Origin of the sequence: Sphingomonas sp. LR60 (assembly GCF_036855935.1) — a bacterium.
Lineage (GTDB): Bacteria > Pseudomonadota > Alphaproteobacteria > Sphingomonadales > Sphingomonadaceae > Sphingomonas.
Genome location: NZ_JASPFK010000001.1, coordinates 1,992,785 through 2,016,266, shown reverse-complemented (window position 1 = coordinate 2,016,266; position 23,482 = coordinate 1,992,785). Strand labels below are relative to the sequence as shown.

29 protein-coding genes and 1 pseudogene are annotated in these 23,482 nt (G+C 67.3%); 19 read left to right on the top strand and 11 right to left on the bottom strand.

Annotated elements, in window-relative coordinates; genetic code table 11:
* Nucleotides 1-87: 87 nt before the first annotated feature.
* Entirely contained in the window at nt 88-1,398 is a 1,311-nt protein-coding gene (locus tag QP166_RS09360; RefSeq protein ID WP_333915670.1) for a sugar porter family MFS transporter, read from the top strand.
* Between the two features lie 48 nt (nt 1,399-1,446).
* On the opposite strand, the gene QP166_RS09355 is transcribed toward QP166_RS09360, so the two are convergent.
* Nucleotides 1,447-2,199 (bottom strand): IclR family transcriptional regulator, encoded by a 753-nt coding sequence (locus QP166_RS09355; RefSeq protein ID WP_333915669.1) that lies wholly within the window; start codon nt 2,197-2,199, stop codon nt 1,447-1,449.
* 154 nt (nt 2,200-2,353) lie between these two features.
* Between QP166_RS09355 and QP166_RS09350 the strand changes: the two genes are divergently transcribed.
* From QP166_RS09350 to QP166_RS09330, 5 genes are read left to right on the top strand one after another with little or no spacing between them, the layout of a single operon-like run.
* A complete protein-coding gene (locus QP166_RS09350) occupies nt 2,354-3,655 on the top strand; it encodes an aldo/keto reductase (protein WP_333915668.1) in 1,302 nt (433 codons plus the stop codon).
* Complete coding sequence (locus tag QP166_RS09345) at nt 3,652-4,854, top strand: UxaA family hydrolase (protein ID WP_333915667.1); 1,203 nt, start codon at nt 3,652-3,654, stop codon at nt 4,852-4,854. Before QP166_RS09350 ends, QP166_RS09345 begins: the two co-directional genes overlap by 4 nt.
* A 3-nt stretch (nt 4,855-4,857) precedes the next feature.
* Nucleotides 4,858-5,589, top strand: a complete 732-nt coding sequence (locus tag QP166_RS09340; RefSeq protein ID WP_333915666.1) for an SDR family oxidoreductase — start codon at nt 4,858-4,860, stop codon at nt 5,587-5,589.
* A gap of 10 nt (nt 5,590-5,599) precedes the next feature.
* On the top strand, nt 5,600-6,445 hold the full coding sequence (locus QP166_RS09335) for a fumarylacetoacetate hydrolase family protein (RefSeq protein WP_333915665.1): 846 nt from the start codon (nt 5,600-5,602) through the stop codon (nt 6,443-6,445).
* Nucleotides 6,442-6,792 (top strand): L-rhamnose mutarotase, encoded by a 351-nt coding sequence (locus QP166_RS09330; RefSeq protein WP_333915664.1) that lies wholly within the window; start codon nt 6,442-6,444, stop codon nt 6,790-6,792. Before QP166_RS09335 ends, QP166_RS09330 begins: the two co-directional genes overlap by 4 nt.
* A 63-nt stretch (nt 6,793-6,855) precedes the next feature.
* Here QP166_RS09330 and QP166_RS09325 read toward each other — a convergent pair whose 3' ends face one another.
* Both QP166_RS09325 and QP166_RS09320 read right to left on the bottom strand, forming a co-directional pair.
* Entirely contained in the window at nt 6,856-8,493 is a 1,638-nt protein-coding gene (locus QP166_RS09325) for a Na+/H+ antiporter (protein ID WP_333917307.1), read from the bottom strand.
* 203 nt (nt 8,494-8,696) lie between these two features.
* On the bottom strand, nt 8,697-9,884 hold the full coding sequence (locus QP166_RS09320; RefSeq protein ID WP_333915663.1) for a thiolase family protein: 1,188 nt from the start codon (nt 9,882-9,884) through the stop codon (nt 8,697-8,699).
* A gap of 79 nt (nt 9,885-9,963) precedes the next feature.
* Between QP166_RS09320 and QP166_RS09315 the strand changes: the two genes are divergently transcribed.
* The 3 genes from QP166_RS09315 to QP166_RS09305 are packed head-to-tail and all read left to right on the top strand — an operon-like array spanning nt 9,964 to nt 11,386.
* On the top strand, nt 9,964-10,212 hold the full coding sequence (locus QP166_RS09315; protein ID WP_333915662.1) for a hypothetical protein: 249 nt from the start codon (nt 9,964-9,966) through the stop codon (nt 10,210-10,212).
* Between the two features lie 8 nt (nt 10,213-10,220).
* Nucleotides 10,221-10,958, top strand: a complete 738-nt coding sequence (locus tag QP166_RS09310; protein WP_333915661.1) for a prepilin peptidase — start codon at nt 10,221-10,223, stop codon at nt 10,956-10,958.
* On the top strand, nt 10,955-11,386 hold the full coding sequence (locus QP166_RS09305; protein ID WP_333915660.1) for a hypothetical protein: 432 nt from the start codon (nt 10,955-10,957) through the stop codon (nt 11,384-11,386). The genes QP166_RS09310 and QP166_RS09305 overlap by 4 nt, the downstream gene beginning before the upstream one ends.
* Before the next feature lie 48 nt (nt 11,387-11,434).
* On the opposite strand, the gene QP166_RS09300 is transcribed toward QP166_RS09305, so the two are convergent.
* Nucleotides 11,435-11,593 (bottom strand): YdcH family protein, encoded by a 159-nt coding sequence (locus tag QP166_RS09300; RefSeq protein ID WP_081668721.1) that lies wholly within the window; start codon nt 11,591-11,593, stop codon nt 11,435-11,437.
* Between the two features lie 165 nt (nt 11,594-11,758).
* On the opposite strand from QP166_RS09300, the gene QP166_RS09295 reads away from it, so the two are divergent.
* Nucleotides 11,759-11,968 (top strand): DUF465 domain-containing protein, encoded by a 210-nt coding sequence (locus QP166_RS09295; RefSeq protein WP_333915659.1) that lies wholly within the window; start codon nt 11,759-11,761, stop codon nt 11,966-11,968.
* Nucleotides 11,969-12,062: 94 nt separating this feature from the next.
* Complete coding sequence (locus QP166_RS09290) at nt 12,063-12,524, top strand: DUF1465 family protein (protein WP_333915658.1); 462 nt, start codon at nt 12,063-12,065, stop codon at nt 12,522-12,524.
* Between the two features lie 285 nt (nt 12,525-12,809).
* Here the strand turns inward: QP166_RS09290 and QP166_RS09285 are convergent, their stop codons facing one another.
* Both QP166_RS09285 and QP166_RS09280 read right to left on the bottom strand, forming a co-directional pair.
* Nucleotides 12,810-13,763 (bottom strand): NAD(P)H-dependent flavin oxidoreductase, encoded by a 954-nt coding sequence (locus QP166_RS09285; RefSeq protein ID WP_333915657.1) that lies wholly within the window; start codon nt 13,761-13,763, stop codon nt 12,810-12,812.
* 79 nt (nt 13,764-13,842) lie between these two features.
* Entirely contained in the window at nt 13,843-14,385 is a 543-nt protein-coding gene (locus tag QP166_RS09280) for a gamma carbonic anhydrase family protein (protein ID WP_333915656.1), read from the bottom strand.
* An 83-nt stretch (nt 14,386-14,468) separates the two neighbouring features.
* Between QP166_RS09280 and QP166_RS09275 the strand changes: the two genes are divergently transcribed.
* The gene (locus QP166_RS09275; RefSeq protein ID WP_333917393.1) at nt 14,469-14,642 is read left to right on the top strand and encodes a hypothetical protein; all 174 of its coding nucleotides are present in this window, start codon (nt 14,469-14,471) and stop codon (nt 14,640-14,642) included.
* A gap of 4 nt (nt 14,643-14,646) precedes the next feature.
* On the opposite strand, the gene QP166_RS09270 is transcribed toward QP166_RS09275, so the two are convergent.
* On the bottom strand, nt 14,647-15,942 hold the full coding sequence (locus tag QP166_RS09270) for an MFS transporter (RefSeq protein ID WP_333915655.1): 1,296 nt from the start codon (nt 15,940-15,942) through the stop codon (nt 14,647-14,649).
* Nucleotides 15,943-16,070: 128 nt separating this feature from the next.
* Here QP166_RS09270 and pgsA point away from each other — a divergent pair, with 128 nt between their 5' ends.
* The 3 genes from pgsA to QP166_RS09255 all read left to right on the top strand — a co-directional run bounded on the left by pgsA (nt 16,071) and on the right by QP166_RS09255 (nt 17,416).
* Nucleotides 16,071-16,637: a CDP-diacylglycerol--glycerol-3-phosphate 3-phosphatidyltransferase gene (gene pgsA, locus QP166_RS09265; protein WP_333915654.1), complete on the top strand. Its 567-nt coding sequence runs from the start codon at nt 16,071-16,073 to the stop codon at nt 16,635-16,637.
* Nucleotides 16,638-16,736: 99 nt separating this feature from the next.
* Nucleotides 16,737-16,988, top strand: coding sequence for a molybdopterin converting factor subunit 1 (moaD, locus tag QP166_RS09260; protein WP_333915653.1), 252 nt, complete (start codon nt 16,737-16,739; stop codon nt 16,986-16,988).
* Nucleotides 16,985-17,416, top strand: coding sequence for a molybdenum cofactor biosynthesis protein MoaE (locus QP166_RS09255; protein ID WP_333915652.1), 432 nt, complete (start codon nt 16,985-16,987; stop codon nt 17,414-17,416). Before moaD ends, QP166_RS09255 begins: the two co-directional genes overlap by 4 nt.
* Here QP166_RS09255 and QP166_RS09250 read toward each other — a convergent pair whose 3' ends face one another.
* The gene (locus tag QP166_RS09250) at nt 17,417-18,091 is read right to left on the bottom strand and encodes an energy transducer TonB (RefSeq protein WP_333915651.1); all 675 of its coding nucleotides are present in this window, start codon (nt 18,089-18,091) and stop codon (nt 17,417-17,419) included. It abuts the gene before it with no gap.
* Nucleotides 18,092-18,207: 116 nt separating this feature from the next.
* Nucleotides 18,208-19,110, bottom strand: a complete 903-nt coding sequence (locus tag QP166_RS09245; RefSeq protein WP_333915650.1) for a hydrogen peroxide-inducible genes activator — start codon at nt 19,108-19,110, stop codon at nt 18,208-18,210.
* Between the two features lie 153 nt (nt 19,111-19,263).
* On the opposite strand from QP166_RS09245, the gene QP166_RS09240 reads away from it, so the two are divergent.
* Both QP166_RS09240 and QP166_RS09235 read left to right on the top strand, forming a co-directional pair.
* Entirely contained in the window at nt 19,264-19,809 is a 546-nt protein-coding gene (locus tag QP166_RS09240) for a peroxiredoxin (RefSeq protein WP_333915649.1), read from the top strand.
* 145 nt (nt 19,810-19,954) lie between these two features.
* The gene (locus tag QP166_RS09235; RefSeq protein WP_333915648.1) at nt 19,955-20,473 is read left to right on the top strand and encodes a carboxymuconolactone decarboxylase family protein; all 519 of its coding nucleotides are present in this window, start codon (nt 19,955-19,957) and stop codon (nt 20,471-20,473) included.
* A 45-nt stretch (nt 20,474-20,518) separates the two neighbouring features.
* On the opposite strand, the gene QP166_RS09230 is transcribed toward QP166_RS09235, so the two are convergent.
* Nucleotides 20,519-21,289 carry a sulfite exporter TauE/SafE family protein gene (locus QP166_RS09230; RefSeq protein ID WP_333915647.1) on the bottom strand — a complete coding sequence of 257 codons (771 nt, stop codon included), beginning with the start codon at nt 21,287-21,289 and terminating at the stop codon, nt 20,519-20,521.
* Between the two features lie 157 nt (nt 21,290-21,446).
* Here QP166_RS09230 and epsC point away from each other — a divergent pair.
* A pseudogene (epsC, locus tag QP166_RS09225) lies at nt 21,447-22,140 on the top strand (serine O-acetyltransferase EpsC).
* Nucleotides 22,140-22,484, top strand: a complete 345-nt coding sequence (locus tag QP166_RS09220; protein WP_333915646.1) for a DUF2794 domain-containing protein — start codon at nt 22,140-22,142, stop codon at nt 22,482-22,484. The pseudogene epsC and the gene QP166_RS09220 overlap by 1 nt, the downstream one beginning before the upstream one ends.
* Before the next feature lie 46 nt (nt 22,485-22,530).
* Here the strand turns inward: QP166_RS09220 and QP166_RS09215 are convergent, their stop codons facing one another.
* Nucleotides 22,531-23,433, bottom strand: coding sequence for an SDR family NAD(P)-dependent oxidoreductase (locus tag QP166_RS09215; protein ID WP_333915645.1), 903 nt, complete (start codon nt 23,431-23,433; stop codon nt 22,531-22,533).
* Between the last annotated feature and the right edge of the window lie 49 nt (nt 23,434-23,482).

Sequence of the window (23,482 nt, the reverse complement as noted above, 5' to 3'; positions counted from 1 at the left end):
CGCGTGCGGGTTGACGGCGCGCGCGCTTTGCGTTCCCTGTGGGCAAGGGGCCGCGCGGGGCGGACGATGCGGGCGGAGCACGACCTTTTGAATACGACCTTGCTGCGCGGCGTGCTGGTGGGTGGACTGGCCGGACTGTTGTTCGGCTTCGATACCGCAGTGATCGCCGGGACGACCGAAGGGGTCCGCACGGCCTTCGCGCTCGATGCCAGCGGCGTCGGGATCACCGTATCGGCGGCCTTGTGGGGCACGCTGGCGGGGGCGTTGCTCGCGGGGTTGCCGGGTGATCGGTACGGCGCGCGCAACGCGCTGAAGGGAATCGCGCTGCTCTATTGCCTGTCGGGGCTGGGATGCCTGATCGCGTGGAGTTGGCCGGCGCTGATCGCGTTCCGGGTGATGGCGGGGCTGGCGGTCGGCGCGTCATCGGTGCTCGCGCCCGTGTACCTCGCCGAGATCGCGCCCGCCGAGCGGCGCGGGTTGATGGTGGGGACGTTCCAGCTCAACATCGTGCTCGGCATCCTCGCCGCCTATCTGAGCAATGCGGTGGTCGGCAGCTTCGCGCTCGGCGCGGGCGACTGGCAGGTGAAGCTGGGGGTGAGCGCGGTGCCGGCGCTGCTGCTCCTGTCGTTGATGTTCACGATCCCCGACAGCCCACGCTGGCTGGCGGCGAAGGGACGCGAGGACGAGGCCGAGGATGTGCTGATGCGGCTGGGCGTCGCCGATCCGCGGCACGAACTGGACAATTATGCGCGCGCCGCGGCGGCCGTGGCGGTCGGCAGCGCGCCGCGGCTGTCGTGGGCGCGGCATCGCAAGCCGATCCTGCTCGCCTTTGCGGTGGCGTCGTTCAACCAGCTCTCCGGGATCAACGCGATCCTCTATTACCTCAACGATATCTTCGCGGCGGCGGGTTACGATGCGGTATCGGCGGACCGGCAGGCGGTGACGATCGGGCTGTGCAACTTCGTCTTCACCGCGCTGGCGTTGCTGGTAATCGACAGACTGGGGCGGCGAACGCTGCTGTTGATCGGGTCGGTCGGGCTGACGCTTGCGCTGGGCGGGACGGCGGCGGTGTTCCTTACGGGGCAGGGGCAGCAATATCTGCTCGCGCTGCTGATTGCGTTCATCGCCTTCTTCGCGTTCAGCCAGGGCGCGGTGATCTGGGTCTATATCAGCGAGATCTTCCCGACCGACGTCCGCGCGCGTGGGCAGGCGCTTGGTTCGTCGACCCACTGGGCGATGGATGCGGTGATCGCGATGGCGTTCCCGGTGATCGCCGCGCAGACCCGCGGGCTGCCGTTCGTGGTGTTCGCGGTGATGATGGCGTTGCAGTTCGTGGTGGTGCTGAAGTTCTTCCCCGAGACCAAGCAACGCTCGCTGGAGGCGATCGGCGAAGATTGATCCGTCGACGAACGAGCGGGTGGCTGGCCGCTCGCGCCGACGGATCGGCTAGTCGACCGTCGGCTGGAGCTGCGCGCTGATCGAGCGGACGGCTTCGCGGAGCAGCGCGCGGGTTTCCTCGAGCGAGACGAGCGCCGCCCGCCCGGCGACGAACGGAACGGTCAGCGCGGCGCGCGCGGCGCCGTGTTCGAGGACCGGTGCGGACAAATCGGTGATCCCCTCCAGCATCGGGCTGGGGGTGACGGCGTACCCGTCGGAGACGAGCGTGGCGAGCCGTTCGTCGAGCGCCGGATCGATGTCGCCGCCGGCCTCACGCACCTCGTCCAGCATCGCCGCCCGGATCGCCGGCGGCTGGAACGCCAGCAGCACGCGCCCCGAATTGGAGCGATGGAGCGGGCGGCGGTAGCCGACGCGCACCGCGAAACCCGACAGCCGGGGCGCCTCGACCCCGGCGATGACCACCATCTCCGCGCCTGACGCAACCGCCAGATGGCAGCTTTGCCCGGTGGCACGCGCAAGCCCCTGCATCACCGGAAGCGCCGTGACGGTCAGATCGCGGACCGGCGGCCGGCCCATCCCGAGCGCGAAGAGCCGGTTGGTGAGGCGGTATCCCTCATCGTCGCGCGCGATGTAGCGATGCTCCTCGAGCACCTGCAGCATCCGAAATATCTCGCCGACCGACCGGCCCAGCGCACTGGAGATATCCGACATCGTCAGCGCCTGTTCGGAGGTGGCGAGCAGTTCCAGGATCTCCAGCCCTTTCTTGAGCGCCGGGGCCTGGTAGCGGGGTGGAGTGGTCATGGTCGGCGTACCGTAGCTTCGCGCGGTGGAAGGCGCCAGCGGGGATGGTCGCGCGCAAATGAAAGCATCTTTCATATTTCAATTCTGGGAGCCATCTCTTAGGTTGCCGGCTCGGCGATACCGCGACAAGGGATAGCCGAGAGAGGAAGCGTGCATGATCCAAGACTCGACCCCCGCTTCGTCGCCGCTCGACCGGGCTGGCGAGATTCTGCCGCGGTTCGGCATGGGGACGGCGGCGATCGGCAACCTCTATCGCGCGGTCGACGACGCCACTGCCGAGGCGACGGTGGCTGCCGCACTGGATGCCGGCATCCGTTATTTCGACACCGCGCCACATTACGGCTTCGGGCTTGCGGAGCGGCGGCTCGGCGCGGCGCTGGCGCGGCTTGATCCGGAGCGGGTAAGCGCGATCTCCACCAAGGTCGGGCGCGTGCTCGTGCCGACCGAGGCGGCGGGAACGCGGCATGGTTTCGTCGATGCCGATCCGTTCGAGCCGGCGTTCGACTATAGCGCCGACGGCGTGCGGCGCTCGTTCGACGCGAGCTGCGCGCGGTTGCAGCGCGACCGGATCGACGTGCTGCTGGCGCACGATCTCGGGCGGCTGACGCATAGCGCGGCGCATGAACGGCACCTGCGTGACTTCCTCGACGGCGGCTATGCGGCGATGGTGGCGTTACGTGAGGCCGGCGTGGTCGGGGCGATCGGCGTCGGCGTCAACGAGGTCGCGGTCTGCGAGGAGCTGCTCGACCGGGTGCCGCTCGACGTGATCCTGCTTGCGGGGCGCTATACGCTGCTCGATCGCAGCGCGAAGCCGTTCCTCGACCGATGCCATGCGCAAGGCGTGCGCGTCGTTATCGGCGGCGCGTACAACAGCGGCATCCTCGCGCGCGATCCGCGGGAGGCCGATCCGGCGCAGTCGCATTACGATTATGCCGCGCCGCCCTCCGCGCTGGTGGAGCGGACCCGCGCGCTGGCCAGGACCTGCGACACCGCAGGCGTGGCGCTGCCGGCCGCCGCGATCCAGTTCCCGCTGCGGCATCCGGCGGTGGCGTGCGTGCTGGCCGGGCTCGGCAATCCGCAGGAGGTCGCCGATCTGCGCACCCGGATCGCGGCGCCGATCCCCGACGATCTGTGGCCAGCGCTGGAGGCGCGCGCGCCGCAACAACTGATCCTGCTCCACCCGGACGACAATGTGATGATCTGCGTCGCGCCGATAGCGGCGGGCGATCTGTTGCCGGTGTCGGGCGGAACGATCCCGGCGCGCGAGGGCGTGACGGTCGGGCACAAGATCGCGCGTACCGGACTGAAGCCGGGCGACAAGGTCATCAAATATGGCGCGCCGATCGGGTCGATGACCGACGCCGCGGCGGCCGGACAATGGGTCCATATGCACAATATGAAGAGCGACTATATCGCCAGCCATACGCGCAGCACCGTGACGGAGCAGCGCGCATGATCGAGGCGTGGCAGCGCGCCGACGGGCGCAAGGGCATCCGCAACACCGTCGCGGTCGCGTATCTGGTCGAGTGCGCGCATCATGTGGCGCGCAAGATCGTCGACAAGGCCGATGACGCCGACGTGCATCTGATCGGCTTTCCCGGCTGCTACCCCAATGCCTATGCGGCGCGGGTGATGGAGGCGGTGACGACGCACCCGAATGTCGGTGGGGTGGTGATCGTGTCGCTGGGCTGCGAAAGCTTCGATCGCGAGCGGCTGACCAAGGTGATCGAGGATAGCGGCCGCCCGGTCGAGTTGTATGTCATCCAGCAGACCGGCGGCACCGCGGCGACGATCGCTGCCGGGCTGGCGGCGGTGGCGCGGGTCAAGGCGCAGATCGCCGACGTGCCGCGCGTGCCGATGCGTGTCGACGAATTGATCGTCGGAACGATCTGCGGCGGGTCGGACGGTACCAGCGGCATCACTGCCAATCCTGCGGTCGGGCGCGCGTTCGACAAGCTGGTGGCGGACGGCGCGACCTGCATCTTCGAGGAAACCGGCGAGCTCGTCGGCTGCGAGGGGATCATGGCCGACCGCGCGCTGACCCCCGAGTTGGGCGAGGAGATCATGGCCTGCGTCCGCAAGGCGGAGCAATATTACACGATCATGGGCTTCGGCAGCTTCGCACCCGGCAATGCCGAGGGTGGGCTGACCACCCAGGAAGAGAAGTCGATGGGGGCGTATTCCAAATCGGGATCGTCGCTGATCAGCGGGATCATCAAGCCCGGCGACGTGCCGCCGGCGGGCGGATTGTATCTGCTCGACGTCGTGCCGGACGGAGAGCCGCGGTTCGGTTTCCCGAACATCTCCGACAATGCCGAGATCGTCGAAATGATCGCGTGCGGGTGTCACCTGACCTTGTTCACCACCGGGCGCGGATCGGTAGTCGGGTCGGCGATCGCGCCGGTCATCAAGATCTGCGCCAATCCGGAGACGGCACGGCGGTTGGCGGCGGACATGGACATCAACGCCGGGCGCATCCTCGAAGGCGAGGCGACGCTCGACGAGGTCGGCGCGGAGATCGTCGATGCGATCATGGCGGTGGCCGCCGGGCAGCCGAGCGTGTCCGAGGCGCTGGGCCACCGCGAATTCATCCTGACCTACAAGGCATTCGACCCGGTGGGGCCGGCATGCCTGCCGGTCGCTGCACGGAGTTAATCGATGGAAGGCCGGTTGAAGGGCAAGGTCGCGCTGATCACCGCGGCGGGCAACGGGATCGGGCGCGCCGCCGCGCTGCGCTATGCCGCCGAGGGCGCGCGGGTGATCGCGACCGACGTCGATCCGGGCGCGCTGGCGGGGCTGGACGGGTGCGAGCAGCGGCAGCTCGACGTCACCGATGCGACGCAGATCGCGGCGCTGGTCGCCGAGATCGGTCGGATCGACGTGCTCGCGAACATCGCAGGCATCGTCCACGCCGGTACGATCCTCGACCTGAGCGATACCGAATGGGAACAGGCGATCGCGATCAACATGACCGCGATGATGCGCACGATCCGCGCGGTGCTGCCGGGGATGCTGACGGCGGGTGGCGGGGCGATCGTCAACATGTCGTCGATCGCCAGTTCGGTGAAGGGCATCCCCAATCGCTTCGCCTATACCGCGACCAAGGCCGGGGTGATCGGAATCACCAAGGCAGTCGCCGCCGATTTCGTCGGGCAGGGCATCCGCTGCAACGCGATCTGCCCCGGAACGGTCGACACGCCGTCGCTGCAGCAACGGTTGCGCGACACCGGCGACTACGAGGCGGCGCAACAGGCGTTCGTGGCGCGGCAGCCGATGGGTCGGCTGGGGCGCGCGGAAGAGATTGCCGCATTGGTCGCCTATCTGAGCAGCGACGACGCTGCGTTCACGACCGGTGCGGTGCATGTCATCGATGGCGGCTGGGTCAACTGAGGAAAAGCGCATGAAGCTGGTACGTTACGGGGCGCCGGGCGCCGAGAAGCCGGGAATGGTCGATGCGCAGGGGCAGGTCCGCGACCTGTCAGCGCATGTCGCGGATATCGCGGGCGCGGCGCTGGGCGAGGCCGAGCTGGAGCGGTTGGCGGCGATCGATCCGGCGACGCTGCCGGTGGTCGAGGTCGAGCGCTACGGTCCGTGCGTCGGGGCGGTCGGCAAGTTCCTGTGCATCGGGCTGAATTACTCCGACCATGCCGCCGAGACCGGCGCCAGCGTGCCGACCGAGCCGGTGATCTTCACCAAGGCGACCAGCGCGATCATCGGCCCCGACGACTATGTCGAGATCCCCAAGGGCTCGACCAAGACCGACTGGGAAGTCGAGCTGGGGATCGTGATCGGGACCGAAGCGCGCTATGTCGACGAGGCCGATGCCGAACGTCACATCGCGGGCTATTGCGTCATCAACGACGTGTCGGAGCGGGCATTCCAGCTCGAGCGCCAGGGCACGTGGGACAAGGGCAAGGGGTGCGACACGTTCGGGCCGATCGGGCCGTGGCTGGTGACGCGCGACGAGGTCGCCGATCCGACCGCGCTCGGCATGTGGCTGGAGGTCAACGGCCATCGCTACCAGGACGGGTCGACGTCGACGATGGTCTACAAGCCGGCGTTTCTCGTCAGCTATGTCAGCCAGTTCATGTCGCTCCAGCCCGGCGACGTGATCTCGACCGGCACCCCGCCGGGCGTCGGCATGGGGCAGAAGCCGCCGGTGTTCCTGAAGGCGGGCGATGTGATGGAATTGGGGATCGAAGGGCTGGGGCAGCAGCGCCAGACCGTCGTGGCGTACGGCCAGTGACCGAGCGCCACGTCCTGCTGGTCGACATCGCCGACGAGCCCGAGGCGGTCGCTGCCTATGAGGCGTGGCATGCCGCGGGCGCGGTGCCGGCGCCGATCGTTGCGAGCATCCGGGCGGCGGGGATCGTGGCGATGGATATCTATCGCACCGGCGGGCGGCTGGTGATGGTGATGGAGACCGATGCTTCCTTCGATGCCGAAGCCAAGGCGGCGGCGGATGCGGCCGACCCGGACGTGCAGGCGTGGGAGGCGAAGATGGACGCCTACCAGCGCCGCTTGCCGTGGGCCGATGCCGGGGTGAAGTGGGTCGAGGCGCGGCGGATCTTTTCGCTGGCGGAGCAGGGGTAGGTCCTGTCGCCTCCGCCGTCCTTCCCGCCAAGGCGGGAATGATGGACCGGGGAGGCGACGCCCTCATCCCCGCAAACGGCCTTCCAGCAGGTCCAGTTCGCGGGTCAGCTTGCGGCCCGTTTCGCTGCCGATCGCGCGGGCGCGTTCCATCCGGAACACCTCTTCGCGCTCCGCACGGATCGCCGCTAGTCGTAGCAGTCGATCGATCCGCTCATTCTGCTGGATTACCGCGAGTTCTGGCTCACCGTCGACGCGGACGCGGATGCGCTCGCGATACAGGTCCATGATCCGCGTCGCGGCCTCTGCATAGACGTCGGGATCGTCGCGGTCGCGCGACAGATCGTGCTGCGCGCCATCCACCGCGCGGATCGCGGCTCGCGCTGCCGCGACGCGGGCGCGGTTCTCCTCACCCTGCTTCGACGGTTCGGGGGGCAGCGCGAGTCCGCGCAGGACCAAGGGCAGGCCGATGCTCGCCGCGACCAGCGACACGATGATGACCCCCGCGGCGAGCGCGATCGCGAGATCGCGCGCGGGGAAGGGCGATCCGTCGCTCATCGCCAGCGGGAGCGTCAAAACGCCCGCCAGCGTGATGACGCCGCGCACGCCCGCGAGCGACATCGCCGCGAACACGCGCCAGTCGGGGCTGCGCAGCGGCGAATCGTCGACGCTCCGGCGCAGCACCGTCAACCGGAACGACACCCACACCCACAGGAAGCGCAGGCCGCCGAGCACCGCGACGATCGCCAGCACGTAGAGCGCCAGCCACCACGGATTGTCGTGGTTGGTCAGTCGCACCGTCTGGCGCGCGCCGGCGAGGATCACCGGCAATTGCTCGCCGAGCAGCACGAAGATGATGCCGTTGAGCGCGAACTGGATCGTGTCCCACACCGAATTGCGGCGCATCCGCGTGGCGGGAAGCGCCTGGCGCGACAATTCGGCGAAGGTCATCGTCACCCCGGCCGCGACCACGGCGAGGATGCCCGAGGCGTGGACATGTTCGGCGGCGATATAGGCGATAAAGGGGATCAGCAAACTGACCAGCACCTGCGACCCGATATCCTCGCCGAAGCGGCGCGACACCCACGCCTTGGCGCGGGTGATCGCCAGCGTGGTGACGACGCCGATCGCGATCCCGGCGGCGGCGAGCCACACGAAGCTGACCGCGGCGTCGGCAAGCGAGAAGGCGCCGGTCAGCGCGGCGGCGATCGCGAAGCGCAGGCAGACCAGCCCCGAGGCGTCGTTGAGCAAGGCCTCGCCTTCGAGGATGTGCATCATCCGGCGCGGTATGGGCACGCGCGCCGCAATCGCCGACACCGCGATCGGGTCGGTTGGTGAGACGACCGCGGCGAGCGCGAACGATACGGCGAGCGGCATCGCGGGGATCAGCCAGTCGATGAAGAAGCCGACGCCGATGACGGTGATCAGCACCAGCCCGAGCGCAAGCTCGACCACGACCGGCACGTCCTTGAGCAACTCGTCCTTCGGGATACGCCAGCCATCGATGAACAGCAGCGGGGGCAGGAAGACGAGCAGGAAAAGCTCCGGGTCGAGCGTGACGCGCAGGTCTGCCGCCATGCCGATCGCCGCGCCGAACGCGATCTGGACCAATGGGGCGGGGATGTTGATCGGGAGGATGCGCGCGATCGCGCCGCTGATAACGACGGCAAACAACAACAACAGAACGATCGAGACGACTTCCAAAGCGGACACCCTCCTTCGGGATTGGGAACAGGGAGGGGATCGCCGGAAGTGACGCCGGGCGCAACCGTTCAGCGGCCTGATCCGGGTGGGTGCAATGATTTGTCTTGGGGTTTTGCGTCACTGCGGGCGCAGCGCAGCAATCTAGAGTCGGATCAGGACGCCCTGGATTGCTTCGCTACGCTCGCAATGACGACGGGGACGGCTCAGCTCATCAGTTCGACCGCCATCGCGACGCCTTCGCCGCCGCCGATGCACAGCGAGGCGATGCCGCGCTTCTGGCCGGTCGTCTGCAACCCGCCCAGCAAGGTGGCGAGGATGCGGGCGCCCGACGCGCCGATCGGATGGCCGAGCGCGCAGGCGCCGCCGTTGATGTTGAGCTTCTCGTGATCGAGCGCGAGTTCCTGCATCGCGACCATCGCGACGCAGGCGAACGCCTCGTTGACCTCCCACAGGTCGACGTCGCCGACCGACCAGCCGGCCTTTTCGAGCGCCTTGCGCATCGCGGGCACCGGGGCGGTGGTGAAGCGCGACGGGGCGTGCGCGTGCGCGGCGTGGCTGACGATCCGCGCGACCGGGGTGATGCCGAGCTTTTCCGCGACCGACAGGCGGGTTAGCACCAGCGCCGCCGCGCCGTCGGAGATCGACGAGGCGTTGGCAGCGGTGACGGTGCCGTCCTTGCTGAAGGCGGGGCGCAGCGACGGGATCTTGGCGGGATCGCTCTTGGTCGGCTGTTCGTCGGTCGCGACGGTGACGGTGCCCTTGCGGCCCTTGACCTCGACCGCGACGATCTCGCGGTCGAACGCGCCCGACGCCTGCGCCTTTTGCGCGCGGGTCAGCGAGGCGATCGCGAAGTCGTCCTGTGCCTCTCGCGTGAATTGATAGTCGCGCGCGGTTTCGTCGGCGAACACGCCCATCGCGGTGCCTGACTGATAGGCATCCTCGAGCCCGTCGAGCGCCATGTGATCGAACAACCGGTCGTGCCCGAAGCGCGCGCCGCCGCGATGCGCCTTCGACAGGTAGGGCGCGTTGGTCATGCTCTCCATCCCGCCGGCGACCAGCAGGTCGATCGAGCCCGCGCCCAGCGCCTCGGCACCGAGGATCGCGGCCTGCATCCCCGATCCGCAGACCTTGTTGAGCGTGGTCGCCTCGACATGCTCGCCGAGCCCGGCGCCGATTGCGGCCTGCCGCGCCGGAGCCTGGCCGACGCCCGCCGACAGGACGTTGCCCATGTAGATGCGCTCGATCGCAGCGGCATCGACACCGGCGCGCTCGACCGCGGCCTTCACCGCGGCAGCGCCCAGTTCGCTGGCCGACAAAGCGGCGAGACTACCCTGCATCGAACCCATCGGGGTGCGCGCATAGGACAGGATGACGATGGGGTCGGTAGCCATGATTCCGCGGTTCCTCGCTTGATCTCGATCGGCATGTAAGCGCTCGTCCGGCAGGGAGCAAACGACTACGCACCTGTTCATGCAAGCCATTGCCGAAGCGCTGAAATGGTATGCGGCGCTCAGCGGGATCGCGGCCGCGTTCATGGTGTCGCTCGATAACGGCCGCCGGGTAACCGGCTGGGGCATGGCGATCTTCGTGACCTCGTCGATCGCGTGGATCACCGGCGCGTGGCTGACCGGTGACGAACCGCTGGGCGTGCAGAATGGCGTCTTGCTCGGCATCAACAGCTTCGGCGTGTATCGGTATCTGATTCGCAAGCAGGGCTGAGACGGTGGATGTGGGTGCTCGGGTTGGGCGTGCTGGGCGCCGTGATCGGCAGCTTCCTCGCAACGATCGCGCTGCGCTGGCCGCAGGAGCGGTCGGTCATGCACGGGCGGTCGGCGTGCGATGGCTGCGGGCGGACGCTGCGTTCACATGAACTGATCCCGCTGCTGTCGTGGCTGGTCGCGCGCGGGCGGTGCCGGACGTGCGGTGCGCGGATCGATCCGCTCCACCTGATGATCGAGGCAGGGTGCGTGGGCGTCGGTATCGCGGCGGCGTTGGTCGCGCCGGGTCCGGCGGCGCTGGCGGGGGCAGCGTTCGGGTGGCTGCTGTTGCTGCTCGCCGTCATGGATGCGCGCGACTTCTGGCTTCCCGATCCGCTGGTCGCGGCCCTGGCGCTGGTTGCGGCAGCGGGGGCGTGGCTCGCTCCGCCTGCGCTGAGCGAGCGGGTGATCGGCGGCATCGGAGGCTTCGCGCTGCTGTGGTTGGTCGGCGCGGGCTATCGCCGATGGCGCGGCCGCGAAGGGCTGGGCGGTGGCGATCCGAAACTGTTCGGCGCGATCGGGCTCGCGCTCGGCTGGCGGATGTTGCCGGCGGTGCTGCTGGTCGCGGGGTTGGTCGGGCTTGGTTGGGTACTCGTCCAGCGGTTGGGTGGGCGAACGATCGCCGCGGACGACTCCTTGCCGCTCGGCACGCTGCTCGCGATCGCGGCTTACCCGGCGTGGCTGCTCATGGTAGGGATGGCGGTATGAAGTTCGCGTTTCTGCTGATGGCGGCGCAGGCGGCTGCGCCCGCGCCCGGCATCGATGGTTTGCCGATCGGCGCCCTGCCGCAACAGGCTTTGCCCGCGCGCGGTTGCGCCGCCTATCTTTTCTCGACGGGGACGACGCGGACGCTGGCGGCGATGGCGACAGCCGATCCCGCGACCCTGCGGGTGTCGATCGATGGAAAGGTGATCGACCTGCCGCGGACGGGCGCGACCGGTGCGGCGACGCTCGGCCTCAATGCGGAGAATGTCTATCGCAGCGGCGACATCGTCGCGACGGTGCAGATGACCGCGGAAATGCGCCAGAACCTGTCTGCCGGGGCGGCGGTGCCGGTGGCGACGCTCCGGCTGGATCGCGAGGGTCGCGACACGGTCGTGGTGCCGCTCGCGGGGCTGATCGGCTGCGCGGCATAAAGCAAAGCGCCCGGCGGAACGTGTCCACCGGGCGCCACCTTGCTCAGCTTAGTGTGAGGAGGTGATTTCCTCCTTCAACCGTAGTTTCTGCTTCTTCAGATCCGCAAGCACGATCGTATCGGGCACGGGACGTTGCGACTCGGCGGCGATGCGCTGGTCGATCGTCGCATGCTTGGCCTCGAGGGCCGAGATGTGCGCAGTCTGCATGGCAGTCTCCTTTGTGGTTGAGAGGGAGAGCAAGAAAATCACGAAACGGGGGATATGTCCCGTGACTTTTGCTTGCACGCGATCATCTGCGACTTTCGTACGACGGGTCGCGTCATACGGGCGCGGCGGCTATGCAGGCGCGACTCAGGCGTCGGGAGTGCCGGGATGAACGACAGGGGCGAAGACGCCGAGGTGGAACGGCGCGTCGAGATGCTGCGCGTGGAGCATCGCGATCTCGACGCGGCGATCGCCGCGCTGGCAGGCGGCGGCTCGTCCGACCAATTGCAGTTGATGCGGCTGAAGAAGCGCAAGCTGCGGCTGCGTGACGAGATCGCTGCGCTCGAAGATCAGTTGATCCCCGACATCATCGCCTGACCCTGTCACGATTGGCGCGTTTCGGGACGGTTTCGCGTCCGCGGCGCGATAAACGCGCTTGGCGGGCTACCTGCCGCCATGGCATTGAAATATCATGGCAGAATACGCGCATGATCCCCGCCTGCAACGCCGCCTGGTCGACTCCTTCTATACAGAGGCCATGGTGCTGGCGGACGAAGCGCGCCATTATTTCGACGAGGGCGGACGTGCGGAGCGCGAGGCGTTGCCCCCGATGGAGCGCGTGGCGTTCAGCTGTGAATCGCTCAAGGTGACGACGCGGTTGATGCACGTCATCTCATGGTTGCTGACGCAGCGCGCGATCGCTGCCGGCGAGCTGCCGGAAACCTGGGCGCTCGATCCGGCGCGGCGGCTCGGTGTGGCGCCGGCCACCGATGTGGAGCTGTTGGCGCGCTTTCCGACGCAGGCGCGCGGGCTGATCTGGAGCAGCGTCGATTTGCATCGACGGGTGGCGCTGCTGGATACCGCGCTGACGGGGGAGGTGGCGGTGGTCAGCCCGGCGCGCTCGATGCTCGATCGGTTGGCGACGGCGTTCTAGGAGTTTTTCCCGTCACGTTGGATCAGCTCCGTCGCGACGATGGTAGCGGCTCGCTGAACTAAACTGCGATGACATAGCGTCGATTCGGAAGCCGTCATTGCGAGCGTAGCGAAGCAATCCAGGGCGTCTGGGTCCGGCCCTGGATTGCTTCGCTACGCTCGCAATGACGAACGTGGGTCGTCTCCACGTCATCTTGATCTAGGGTGTGATAGATTTGAGCTGGAAACGTCCCCCGCCGACGGGCGGGGTATAGAACGAGATGTTCCAAGCTAGCTGGATCAAACTCTACCTCAGCAACCGTTCGCGCGCGGCGCGATATTCGGCGGCCAGTCGTTCGATCCGCTCGGCGGCGGAGACGATCGTGTCGATTGCGCCGATCCCCTGGCCCGAGCCCCAGATGTCGCGCCACGCCTTGGCAGCACCGGCAGACGCGAAGCTCATCGTCTTCAGGTCGCCCTGCGGAAGGTTGTCGGGATCGAGCCCGGCAGCGACGATCGAGGCGCGCAGGTAATTGCCGTGCACGCCGGTGAACAGGTCCGAGTAGACGATGTCGGCGGCGCGCCCGTCGACGATCGCCTGCTTGTAGCGCTCGTCGGCATTCGCCTCGTGCGTCGCGATGAATGCCGAGCCGATATAGGCGAAGTCCGCGCCCATCGCCTGCGCGGCGAGCACCGCATCACCGCTGGCGATCGCGCCCGACAAAGCGAGCGGGCCGTCGAACCAGCTGCGGATTTCCTGTACCAAGGCGAATGGCGAGAGCCGACCGGCATGGCCGCCGGCCCCGGCCGCAACCGGGATCAGTCCGTCGGCGCCCTTCTCGATCGCCTTTCGTGCGAAGCGATCGTCGATGACGTCGTGGAGCGTGATCCCGCCCCATGCGTGCACCGCCTGGTTGAGTTCCTCGCGCGCGCCGAGCGAGGTGATCGTGATCGGCACCTTCCATTTGGCGCAGACCGCGAGATCGGCCTCCAGCCGGTCGTTCGATTTATGGACGATCTGATTGACCGCAAACGGCGCGGCGGGCGCATCGGGGTTGGCGCGGTCGTGCGTCGCCAGTTCCTCGGTGATACGGTGGAGCCATTCATCGAGCATCGCGGCCGGACGCGCGTTGAGCGCGGGAAACGATCCGACGATCCCCGCCTTGCACTGCGCGATCACCAGATCCGGGTTGGAGATGATGAACAGCGGCGACCCGATCACGGGTAGGCGCAGGTGCGAGAGCAACGGGTGGATCGACATGGCAGTGGGTTATGTGGGGCGGGCGGGGGTGTGGCAAGATTGACGCCACGTCACCTGCGCGCGGGTTTTTGCCCGTTCGTCATTTCCGCTGGGTGGGCTCGTCCACGCGTTCAAGCCCCGCTGCCGCCGCGCGCGCGTTCTCCACGTAATGCGCTGCCGATATCCGGAGCGCTGCGACGGCCGCATCGTCCAGCTCCCGCACCACGCGCGCCGGGCTGCCGACGATCAGCGAGCGCGGCGGAAAGACCTTGCCTTCGGTGACCAGCGCGCCGGCGCCGACGATGCTGTCCGCGCCGATCACCGCGCGGTTCAGGACGATCGCGCCCATGCCGATTAGCGTGCGGTCGCCGATCGTGCAGCCGTGGAGCACCGCATGATGGCCGATCGTGCATTCGGTGCCGATCGTCAGCGGCACGCCGGGGTCGGAGTGGAGCATGGAGCCTTCCTGCACGTTGCTGCGCGCGCCCACGGCAATCGTGGTGTTGTCGCCGCGGATCACCGCGCCGAACCACACGCCGACGTCCTCACCGAGCACGACATCGCCGATCACGTCGGCGCTGGGCGCGACCCACGCAGAGGCGGCTCGGGTCGGGCGTTGTCCCTTGAAGGCGTAGAGCGGCATCGCGTCGTTCCCCGGTTGTCCCGTCGCGACACAGGGGACGCGACAGGGAATGGTGGCCGAATTCGTAAACGAAGCGTTAAGAGATGGCTATGCAACGCCGACTGGTCCTGACGAACGAGGGTGCACGACATCCTTTCCGCCGCACCCTGCCGCCACCGCCTGCACCGCAGGCGGCGAAGGCGGGCGATCAGGACGTGCGTTTGTTCCTGCTCAGCTTCGGCGCCTTCTTCATCACCTTCTCGACGTTGTTCTTTTAGGCGGTCAGTCGCAGGCGCGGTGCAGCCGCTGCGCGATCAGCGCCGAGATCACGCACATCCCGACGACCACCAGCAACAGCTCCGACGGGGTGACGCCCAAGGCGGTGATCCCCGCGACGGCGATCGACCCGAAGGTCATCGCGCCGGCATTGACGACATTGTTCGCCGCCACCGTGCGTGCGGTATGGTCCTTGGTCACGGTGGTGGTCAGGAACGCATAGAGCGGCACCACGAACATCCCGCCGAAGATCGCGACGCCGAGCAGGGCGAGCAGCACCAGCACCGCGTGCGGTTGCCGGATGAAGCTGGCCATGTCGAACAGGTGCCCAACGGGCGCCGGCGTCCACAGCCCTACGACCCACCAGAAGGCAAGCACCGCCAGCCCCATCGCGATCACCGATCCGGGCGAGAAGCGCGCCGAAATCTGCCCCCGCAACATCAGGTTGATGACCACCGAGCCGATCGCGACGCCGATCGAGAACACCGCGAGCACGAGGCTGGCGACGCTGGCATCGGCGGTCAGGACGTTCTTCACCAGCGGCGGGAAGACGATGATGAGTACCGAGCCGATCGTCCAGAAGAAGCTGATCGCGCAGATCGCCAGGAATAGCCGCGGGATGTGCATCGTCTCGGCAATCAGCCGCCACGAGGCGCGGATCGGATTATAGTCGAGCACCAGCTTCGGTCCGAGCCGCGGCGCAGGCGGCACCGCACGCGCGGTCAGCCAGCCGAGCAGCGCGACCGCAAGTGTCAGCACGGTGACGAGCAAGGGCGATTTATAGACGAAGCCGGCGAGGATCGTGCCGAGCAGGATCGACAGATACGTTCCCGCCTCGACCAGCCCGGTGCCGCCGAGCACGTCGTCCTCGTCGAGATGCTGCGGCAGGATCGCGTATTTGATCGGACCGAAGAACGTCGAATGCACCCCGAGCCCGGTCACCGCGGCGAGCATCAGCACGAGCGGCAGCGTCACCGCCCCCGTGCGCGCGAGCATCAGCCCCGCGCCGCCGACGCCCATGATCGCGATCTCGACCGTCTTCACGATGCGAATGATCCGCGCCTTGTCGCTCGAGTCGGCAAGCTGGCCCGACAGCGCGGACAGCACGAAGAACGGCAGGATGAACAGCGCCGCGGTCAGCGCGTTGAAGAAGCTCTCCTGCGTTTCGTCGGCGAAGATCTCATAGGTGGCGAACAGCACCATCGAGGTCTTGAACAGATTGTCGTTGAAGGCACCGAGAAATTGCGTGGTGAACAGCGGCAGGAAACGCCGCCGCTTGAGAAGCCCGAGGGCATTGATCATGACGCGGGACCCGGCCCCCGGATTGTTGGCAATTCGCCGAGCCATAGCCGCTGGCCCGCTGCGATCCAACGGCGTTTTTCGGTCGACAGGCGCTTGCGCTGTCCGCCCCGCGGGTCCACGTCGCACCGATGCTGTCCCTGCCTAACATCCTGACGCTGTCGCGGATCGTCGCCGTGCCGCTGCTGGTGGCGTTCCTTTGGTGGCCAAGCTGGCGGTTCGGGTTCGGGATCGCCTTCGGCCTTTATTGCCTGATGGGGATCACCGACTATTTCGACGGCTACCTGGCGCGGGCGCAGGGCACGGTGTCGAAACTGGGCGTGTTCCTCGATCCGATCGCCGACAAGATCATGGTTGCGGCCGTGATCCTGATGCTCGTCGGAACGCGGCACGACGATGTCGCTGCCATCACCGGCGTGCATATCATTGCCGCGCTGGTGATCTTGTTGCGCGAGATCGCGGTAAGCGGGTTGCGCGAATTCCTCGCCGGGTTGCAGGTGTCGCTGCCGGTCTCACGGCTGGCGAAGTGGAAGACGACGCTGCAGCTCGTCTCGCTGGGCGGTCTGATCCTGTCCGGCGCGTTGCCGGGCGAGGCGTGGATCAAGGTGGCGAGCCTCGCCAGCCTGTGGGGCGCGGCGGCGCTGACGATCGTCACCGGATGGGATTATCTACGGGTCGGTTTGAAGCATATGGATTGAGGGAGCCGGCTTCTCCGCCGTTCGTCCTGAGCGGAGGCTAAGCTTGTCGACTTCGCTCAATGCCTCCTCAGCACGAACGGCGGCGGGTCAGGAACGCGTATGAAACTACTCTATTTCGCCTGGGTGCGTGAGCGGATCGGACTGGCCGAGGAAGACGTGACCGCGCCCGCCGAGGTCGCGACCGTCGCCGATCTCGTCGCTTGGCTCGCGCCGCGCAGCCCCGGCCACACCGCCGCTTTCGCCGATCCGGCGCGGCTGCGCGCAGCGGTCGATCAGGCGTTCGTCTCGCTCGACACGCCGATCGCAGGCGCGCGCGAGGTCGCGATCTTTCCGCCGGTGACGGGCGGATGATCCGCGTGCTCGTCTCGCGCGAACCGATCGATGTCGCGGCCGAATTCGAGCGCGTGGAGCGGGGCGGGGCGGTCGCGACCTTCACCGGGCTGGTGCGCGCCGACGATGGTGTCGCGACGCTGGAGCTGGAGCATTATCCGGGCGCGACCGAGGCGGCGCTGACGCGGCTCGCCGAAGAGGCGAGCGCGCGCTGGTCGTTGACCGCGGCGACGATCGTCCACCGTGTCGGGCCGATGGCGCCGGGCGAGCGGATCGTGTTCGTCGGCACCTGTTCGGCCCACCGCGCCGCCGCGCTCGACGCTTGTGCCTTCCTGATCGACCGGCTCAAGACCGATGCGCCATTCTGGAAGCGCGAGACGGTCGACGGCGCGTCTCGCTGGGTAGAGGCGCGCGCCGCCGACGATAACGCGGCGGCGCGCTGGTCGTAATTACCGCGGCAATTGCCAGCGAATGCGGTCGGTGAAGGTCGCCGTGACCGGTGCCCCGGCATCGTCGTGCGCCGGGGTGAAGCGCGCGCGGCGCTGGTAGAGGCGGCACGTCGCCTGATCGAGCGAGGCATGGCCGCTCGACGCGGTGACGCTGCACGGATCGATCCGCCCCTCCGCGTTGATCCGCAGCGCGATGCCGACCACGCCTTCCTCCTCGGCGCGGATCGCCGATGGTGGATAGTCGTCCGTCGTGATCCAATCGTTGCGGTTGCCGCGTGCGAGCACGCCGCTCGCCTTGCTGACGGCCGCAATCGTTGCGGGCTGGTCGACGGTCACGCCGTCGTTGCCGGATGCGAGCGGCGGAAGCGTAGGCGTGTCGACGAGCACGAAGGTGTCGGTGCTCTGCTGCGTCGGGACGATCGGCGTGACGGTGACGCGCGGTGGCGCGACGCTGCTCTGTCGCGGTGTCACTTTTTCCAGCTTGGGCGGGGTGACGTCGGGCGGCGGCGGGGTTTCGATCGGGATGTTGGTGGTGATGAACGGCTTGGAGATCGAATGGACGAAGCTGGTGGCCATGCCGCTGATGAAGACATAGCCGATCAGTCCGTGGATCGCGGCGACGCCCGCGATCGTGGTGAAACGCCGTGAATTGTCGATGCGATTTGCATAAGCCATGCGACCAACCTCCCGACCGGAGGCGCCGCGACGGACACGTTGCCCGACGAACGACGAGCTCCAGGAAATGAAGCTGCGCCGATTGCGACTGCGCGTCAATCGCGACGATGGTCCACTCAGGCGGCGGCCTTCAGCACCTCGCCGAGCAGGTGAAAATCGCGTTCGCGCGGCGAGGCGCGGCGCCAGACCAACGCCAGCGTGCGGACCGGCGCGGCAGCGTCCAGCGGACGCGCGACGACCTTGGTATGGTCGAGTATGCCGGCGTCGAGCGCGATCTTGGGCAGCATGGTGACGCCCAGCCCGTTGTCGACCATCTGCACCATCGTGTGAAGTGACGTGCCGAGCATCGTCGCCTCGGCACGCAATTCGGCGCGGTTGCACGCCGCCAGCGCATGTTCCTTGAGGCAATGGCCGTCCTCGAGCAGCAGCAGCCGCGTCTCGTCGATTTCTTCCGGGCGGACCGCGGCGAGGCTGGCGGGCATCTCGCCCTCGGGAAAGGCGAGGAACAGGCGGTCGTCGAACAGCTTGAGCACCGTCACCTCACCGCAGGAATAGGGCAGCGCGAGCAGCACGCAATCGGTGCGGCCGTTGTGGAGCGCTTCGCAGGCCGGGCCGCTCGGCTCCTCGCGCAGGTAGAGCTTCAGGTCGGGATAGTCGCGCCGCAGCCGCGGCAGGATGCGCGGGAGCAGGAAGGGTGCGATCGTCGGAATGACGCTCAGTCGCATCTCGCCCGACAAGGGACGGCCGGCGGCGCGGGCGAGGTCACCCAGTTCCTCCGCCTCGCGCAACACGACTCGCGCCTTGGCGGCGATCTGTTCGCCGAGCGGGGTGAAGCGTACGACGCGGCGCGTGCGCTCGACCAATGTCACGCCGATCAGCGTTTCCAGCTCGCGCAGCCCCGCCGAGAGCGTCGACTGGGTCACGAAACATGCCTCCGCCGCGCGGCCGAAATGACCATGATCCTTGAGCGCCACGAGATATTGCAATTGCTTGAGCGTCGGGAGGTAGGTGGCGGCCATTCATCGTCTCCAGCGATCACTGCCCGTGGAATAGACGATTTGTTCGATCACGCGAAGCCCCCTATATCGCCATCGCAACGAGAGGCGGCGCAGCGACGCGGCCCCGGCAGAGAGGATGACTGGAACTCCGCATTCTATTTACAGGAGCCAGACATGCTGACCATCGGCGACACCTTCCCCGCCATCACCGTCCCCGTCCAGCAGGGCACCAGCGCGCTCCCGAACGGCGAGACGCTCGACCTGACCACCGCCTATCCGGGCAAGTGGAAGGTGCTGTTCTACTGGCCGAAGGACTTCACCTTCGTCTGCCCGACCGAGATCGTCGGCTACAGCCAGATCAAGGGCGATTTCGAAGACCGCGACGCGGTGCTGATCGGTGCGTCGACCGACACCGCGCACGTTCACCTGGCATGGCGCAAGTCGGACCCGGATCTGGCGGCGTCCGACTTCCCGTGGCTGGCGGATAACGGTCGCAAGCTGGCCGACGCGCTCGGCATCGTCGACAAGAACGAGCATGTCGCGTTCCGCGCGACGTTCATCGTCGATCCGGACAACATCATCCAGGCGGTGCAGGTCAACGGCCTGAACGTCGGGCGCAACCCGGCCGAGACGCTGCGCGTGCTCGACGCGTTGCAGACGGACGAGCTGTGCCCGTGCAACTGGAACAAGGGCGACGACGTCCTGCAGGTCGCGGCCTGATTGATGCTTCTCCCTCTCCCCGTCGGGGAGAGGGCCGGGGTGAGGGGCCGGGGTCTAACCGAGATCTGCCTCTCTGCGAGACACCTGCCCCTCACCCAACCCTCTCCCCATGGGGGAGAGGGCTTTTTTATGTCGAAAGAGAAACATGGCACTCAAGGAATTCGCGGGCGCGTTGCCCGACTTCGCCAAGGACATTCGCCTCAACGTCGGTTCGCTGTTGAACGAGACGGTCCTCAACGACCAACGCAAGTACGGTACGCTGCTCGCCTGCGCGCATGGCTCCGGCTACAAGCCGCTGGTCGAGGCGACCGAGGCGGAAGTCGCGGGCAAGCTTTCGCCTGAGGCGGCGACCGCGGCGCGCGCGGCGGCTGCGGTGATGGCGATGAACAACGTCTATTATCGCTTCACGCACCTCGCCAGCAACGAGGAATACAGCCGGATGCCGGCCAAGCTGCGCATGAACGTGATCGGCGCGCCGGGGATCGACAAGGTCGATTTCGAGCTGTTCAGCCTCGCGGTCAGCGCGATGAACGGGTGCGGCATGTGCATCGACAGCCATGAGCAGGTGCTCAAGAAGGCTGGCGTCACCGCCGAGGTCATTCAGACCGCGGCGCGCATCGCTTCGGTAATGAAGGCGGTCGCTACGGTGCACGCGATCGCCTGAGGCGATGATCGTCATTCCTGCCGAAAGCGGGAATGACGCGGATGCCTACATCAGCACGGCGCGGATGAAGCCGTAGGTGCTGGTGATGGTCAGCACGGTGCCGACCATCACCAGCATCACCTTCATCGGAATGCGCTTGGCGAAGAACGCGCCCAGCGGCGCGGCGAACACCCCGCCGATCAGCAAGCCGACAGTCGCAGTCGCGAAGTCCTTTATGCCCAGATGGTAGATGAAGGTCGCCGAGACGACCGCAGTGAGGAAGAACTCGACCGCGCTGACCGTGCCGACGACCTTGCGCGGTTCGACGCCCTGCACCAGCAGATTCGAGGTGACGATCGGCCCCCAGCCACCGCCGCCGGCAGCGTCCATGAAGCCGCCGAGCAGCCCGAGCGGCTCGACCACTTTCGGCTTGCTGACCTTGGGCGGGAACATCAGCCCGCGCACGAGCAGATAGATGCCAATCGCGACCAGATAGGCGAGCACGAACGGCTTCACGACCGCGCCGTCGATATTGGTCAGCAGATAGGCGCCGGCAACGCCACCGATCACGCCCGGGACGAGCAGCCGCAGGAACAACCCCTTGTCGATGTTGCCGGTGATCGCGTGGCTGATCCCCGAGATCGCGGTGGTGAAGGTCTCGACGATGTGGACGTTCGCCGACGCACGCGCCGGGGGCAGCCCGATCACCGCGACGAGCAACGTGTTGCAGATGACTCCGAATGCCATGCCGAGTGCGCCATCGACGAGCTGAGCGCCGAAACCGACCGCGATGAACGGCCAAAGTGCGGCAAAATCGAGTTGCGTCAGCGCCTGCATTCGGTCTCCCCAGCACGATCAGGAAGGACCGTGCAGCCCGTCATCGGTCATATCCCATAATGACGATAGGAAAATCCGGTTTCTCGCTCGATAGCGCTGCTTATGGAAACGGGCGCGACGACGCTCTATCTTGCGGCGAAGGCAAAAGGGAACGCGGATGTCGCGACTGATCAACTATCTGGATCTCGATCCGCGCGCGCGACCCGGCGCCGCACTCGCGGCTTGAGGTTCTGACCTATCCCGGCGTTTGGGCGCTGGCGTGGCATCGGGTCGCCAATCGGCTGTATCGCGCGGGTTTCTACCTGCCGGCGCGGATCGTGAACCATTTCTCCCGCGCGCTGACCGCGATCGACATCCATCCCGGGGCGACGATCGGGCGCAATTTCTTCATCGACCACGGCTTTGTGGTGATCGGCGAGACGGCGGAGATCGGTGACGACGTCACCATCTATCAATGCGTGACGCTGGGCGGGACCAGCCCCGATAACGGTGTCGCGGGCAAGCGCCATCCGACGATCGCCGATGGGGCGATCATCGGATCGGGCGCGCAGGTGCTGGGGCCGATCACGGTCGGGCCGCGTGCGCGGGTCGGCGCGAACGCTGTCGTCACGCGCGACGTGCCCGAGGGGGCGGTGATGGTGGGCATTCCGGCGCGCCCGACCGTCGTCGAGGGCGGGGCGGCGCCCGAGTCGCGCTTCGTCCCCTATGGCACGCCATGTCGCGAGATGTTCGATCCCGCGACGCAGCGCGTGGAATCGCTGCGCTGCGAGCTGGAGGCGATGAAGAAGCGGCTCGATGCGCTGATCGCCGAACAACAGCCCGAAGGCGGACAGGAGCGTGACCGCGCCTGATGGGGATCGTGACGCCCTTTCCGGCCGGTGCCGGTCAATCGCGACAGGTGGCCTTCGACCGGGCCGAGTTGATGCGGATCCTCGACCTGTACGGCCGGATGGTCGCCGCCGGGCATTGGCGGGACTATGCGCTTGATCTTGGGCGCGACGCTGCGGTGTTTTCGGCCTTTCGCCGTGCCACCGAGCGCCCCGAGTTCCGCGTCGAGAAGCGCCCGGCGCTGCGCAATCGGCAGGGCATGTGGGCGCTGGTCGGCGAGGCAGGTCAAGTGGTGCGGCGCGGGCATGAGCTTGGCCCGGTGCTCGCGCCGGTCGAACGGCGGTTGATGAAGCTGGTCGAGGAATAGCTTCAGGACGGTTCAAGGCCCGCGTGCCGAGCCTTGGCGCACGGCTTCACTGGGGGTGTTGCAAGGTTCGCGCGATCAGCATCGCCTGTTCGGCGCCCGAGCCGGGAACGATCTCGTCGGAACGGTCGAGGATCTCGGCCCAGTGACGCGCCACGCCTTCGGGTGAAAGGTCTTCGCCTTCCAGCGCTACGCCGGGAGTGAGCGTGATATAGCTGGCTTGTACGACGCCTGCTCCGGCGCCGACGATGTGGCCGGAGGGCGCTTCTTCGCTGACCAGATAGAGCGCGGCCGGCGCGACCTTTTCGGGCGCGAAGGCAGCGAAGGCGGCATCGGGGAACAGCCCCTCCGTCATGCGGGTGCCGGCGGTGGGGGCGATGGTGTTGACGCGAATGTCGTGCTTCGCGCCTTCCAGATGCAAGGTGCGCGCAAGCCCGGCGATGCCGAGCTTGGCCGCAGCATAATTCGCTTGCCCGAAATTGCCGAACAGGCCGGACGATGAGGAGGTCATCAGAACGCGGCCGTAATTTTGCGCGCGGAACGTCTCCCAGCACGCCTTGGTGGCGTTGGCGCTGCCGAGCAGGTGGACCTGGACGACGAAGGCGAAATCGGCCGGGTCCATCTTGGCGAACGACTTGTCGCGCAACACCCCGGCGTTGTTGAGGAGGATATGGACGCCGCCCCACACCTCCGTGGCGTGCGCGACCATTTCGACCATCTGCTCATAGTCGGCGACGCTGGCGCCGTTCGCCATCGCGGTGCCACCGGCAGCGTGGATTTCCTCGACGACCGCCAGTGCGGCGTCGGAGGCGCCGGTGCCTCTGCGATCGCCGCCCAGATCGTTGACGACGACGCGGGCACCGCGTTTCGCGAGTTCGAGCGCATAATGCCGGCCAAGGCCGCCGCCCGCGCCGGTGACGATGGCGACGCGATCGTCGAAACGGATCGACATGGAAAAGGCGCTCCCTCCTGAACGAATGAAGCGCCTTCCATACTCATCC

What these genes read in the sequence shown, in the direction of transcription:
- QP166_RS09290 (WP_333915658.1), top strand. Translation starts at nt 12,063, where the DNA reads ATGGCAGAATACGCGCATGATCCCCGCCTGCAACGCCGCCTGGTCGAC.
- QP166_RS09355 (WP_333915669.1), bottom strand. Translation starts at nt 2,199, where the DNA reads ATGACCACTCCACCCCGCTACCAGGCCCCGGCGCTCAAGAAAGGGCTG.
- QP166_RS09240 (WP_333915649.1), top strand. Translation starts at nt 19,264, where the DNA reads ATGCTGACCATCGGCGACACCTTCCCCGCCATCACCGTCCCCGTCCAG.
- QP166_RS09310 (WP_333915661.1), top strand. Translation starts at nt 10,221, where the DNA reads ATGTGGGTGCTCGGGTTGGGCGTGCTGGGCGCCGTGATCGGCAGCTTC.
- QP166_RS09235 (WP_333915648.1), top strand. Translation starts at nt 19,955, where the DNA reads ATGGCACTCAAGGAATTCGCGGGCGCGTTGCCCGACTTCGCCAAGGAC.
- QP166_RS09315 (WP_333915662.1), top strand. Translation starts at nt 9,964, where the DNA reads ATGCAAGCCATTGCCGAAGCGCTGAAATGGTATGCGGCGCTCAGCGGG.
- QP166_RS09270 (WP_333915655.1), bottom strand. Translation starts at nt 15,942, where the DNA reads ATGATCAATGCCCTCGGGCTTCTCAAGCGGCGGCGTTTCCTGCCGCTG.
- QP166_RS09280 (WP_333915656.1), bottom strand. Translation starts at nt 14,385, where the DNA reads ATGCCGCTCTACGCCTTCAAGGGACAACGCCCGACCCGAGCCGCCTCT.
- QP166_RS09295 (WP_333915659.1), top strand. Translation starts at nt 11,759, where the DNA reads ATGAACGACAGGGGCGAAGACGCCGAGGTGGAACGGCGCGTCGAGATG.
- QP166_RS09285 (WP_333915657.1), bottom strand. Translation starts at nt 13,763, where the DNA reads ATGTCGATCCACCCGTTGCTCTCGCACCTGCGCCTACCCGTGATCGGG.
- QP166_RS09230 (WP_333915647.1), bottom strand. Translation starts at nt 21,289, where the DNA reads ATGCAGGCGCTGACGCAACTCGATTTTGCCGCACTTTGGCCGTTCATC.
- QP166_RS09320 (WP_333915663.1), bottom strand. Translation starts at nt 9,884, where the DNA reads ATGGCTACCGACCCCATCGTCATCCTGTCCTATGCGCGCACCCCGATG.
- QP166_RS09275 (WP_333917393.1), top strand. Translation starts at nt 14,469, where the DNA reads ATGGCTATGCAACGCCGACTGGTCCTGACGAACGAGGGTGCACGACAT.
- QP166_RS09305 (WP_333915660.1), top strand. Translation starts at nt 10,955, where the DNA reads ATGAAGTTCGCGTTTCTGCTGATGGCGGCGCAGGCGGCTGCGCCCGCG.
- QP166_RS09215 (WP_333915645.1), bottom strand. Translation starts at nt 23,433, where the DNA reads ATGTCGATCCGTTTCGACGATCGCGTCGCCATCGTCACCGGCGCGGGC.
- moaD (WP_333915653.1), top strand. Translation starts at nt 16,737, where the DNA reads ATGAAACTACTCTATTTCGCCTGGGTGCGTGAGCGGATCGGACTGGCC.
- QP166_RS09300 (WP_081668721.1), bottom strand. Translation starts at nt 11,593, where the DNA reads ATGCAGACTGCGCACATCTCGGCCCTCGAGGCCAAGCATGCGACGATC.
- QP166_RS09245 (WP_333915650.1), bottom strand. Translation starts at nt 19,110, where the DNA reads ATGGCCGCCACCTACCTCCCGACGCTCAAGCAATTGCAATATCTCGTG.
- QP166_RS09255 (WP_333915652.1), top strand. Translation starts at nt 16,985, where the DNA reads ATGATCCGCGTGCTCGTCTCGCGCGAACCGATCGATGTCGCGGCCGAA.
- QP166_RS09345 (WP_333915667.1), top strand. Translation starts at nt 3,652, where the DNA reads ATGATCGAGGCGTGGCAGCGCGCCGACGGGCGCAAGGGCATCCGCAAC.
- QP166_RS09335 (WP_333915665.1), top strand. Translation starts at nt 5,600, where the DNA reads ATGAAGCTGGTACGTTACGGGGCGCCGGGCGCCGAGAAGCCGGGAATG.
- QP166_RS09250 (WP_333915651.1), bottom strand. Translation starts at nt 18,091, where the DNA reads ATGGCTTATGCAAATCGCATCGACAATTCACGGCGTTTCACCACGATC.
- QP166_RS09220 (WP_333915646.1), top strand. Translation starts at nt 22,140, where the DNA reads ATGGGGATCGTGACGCCCTTTCCGGCCGGTGCCGGTCAATCGCGACAG.
- pgsA (WP_333915654.1), top strand. Translation starts at nt 16,071, where the DNA reads ATGCTGTCCCTGCCTAACATCCTGACGCTGTCGCGGATCGTCGCCGTG.
- QP166_RS09350 (WP_333915668.1), top strand. Translation starts at nt 2,354, where the DNA reads ATGATCCAAGACTCGACCCCCGCTTCGTCGCCGCTCGACCGGGCTGGC.
- QP166_RS09340 (WP_333915666.1), top strand. Translation starts at nt 4,858, where the DNA reads ATGGAAGGCCGGTTGAAGGGCAAGGTCGCGCTGATCACCGCGGCGGGC.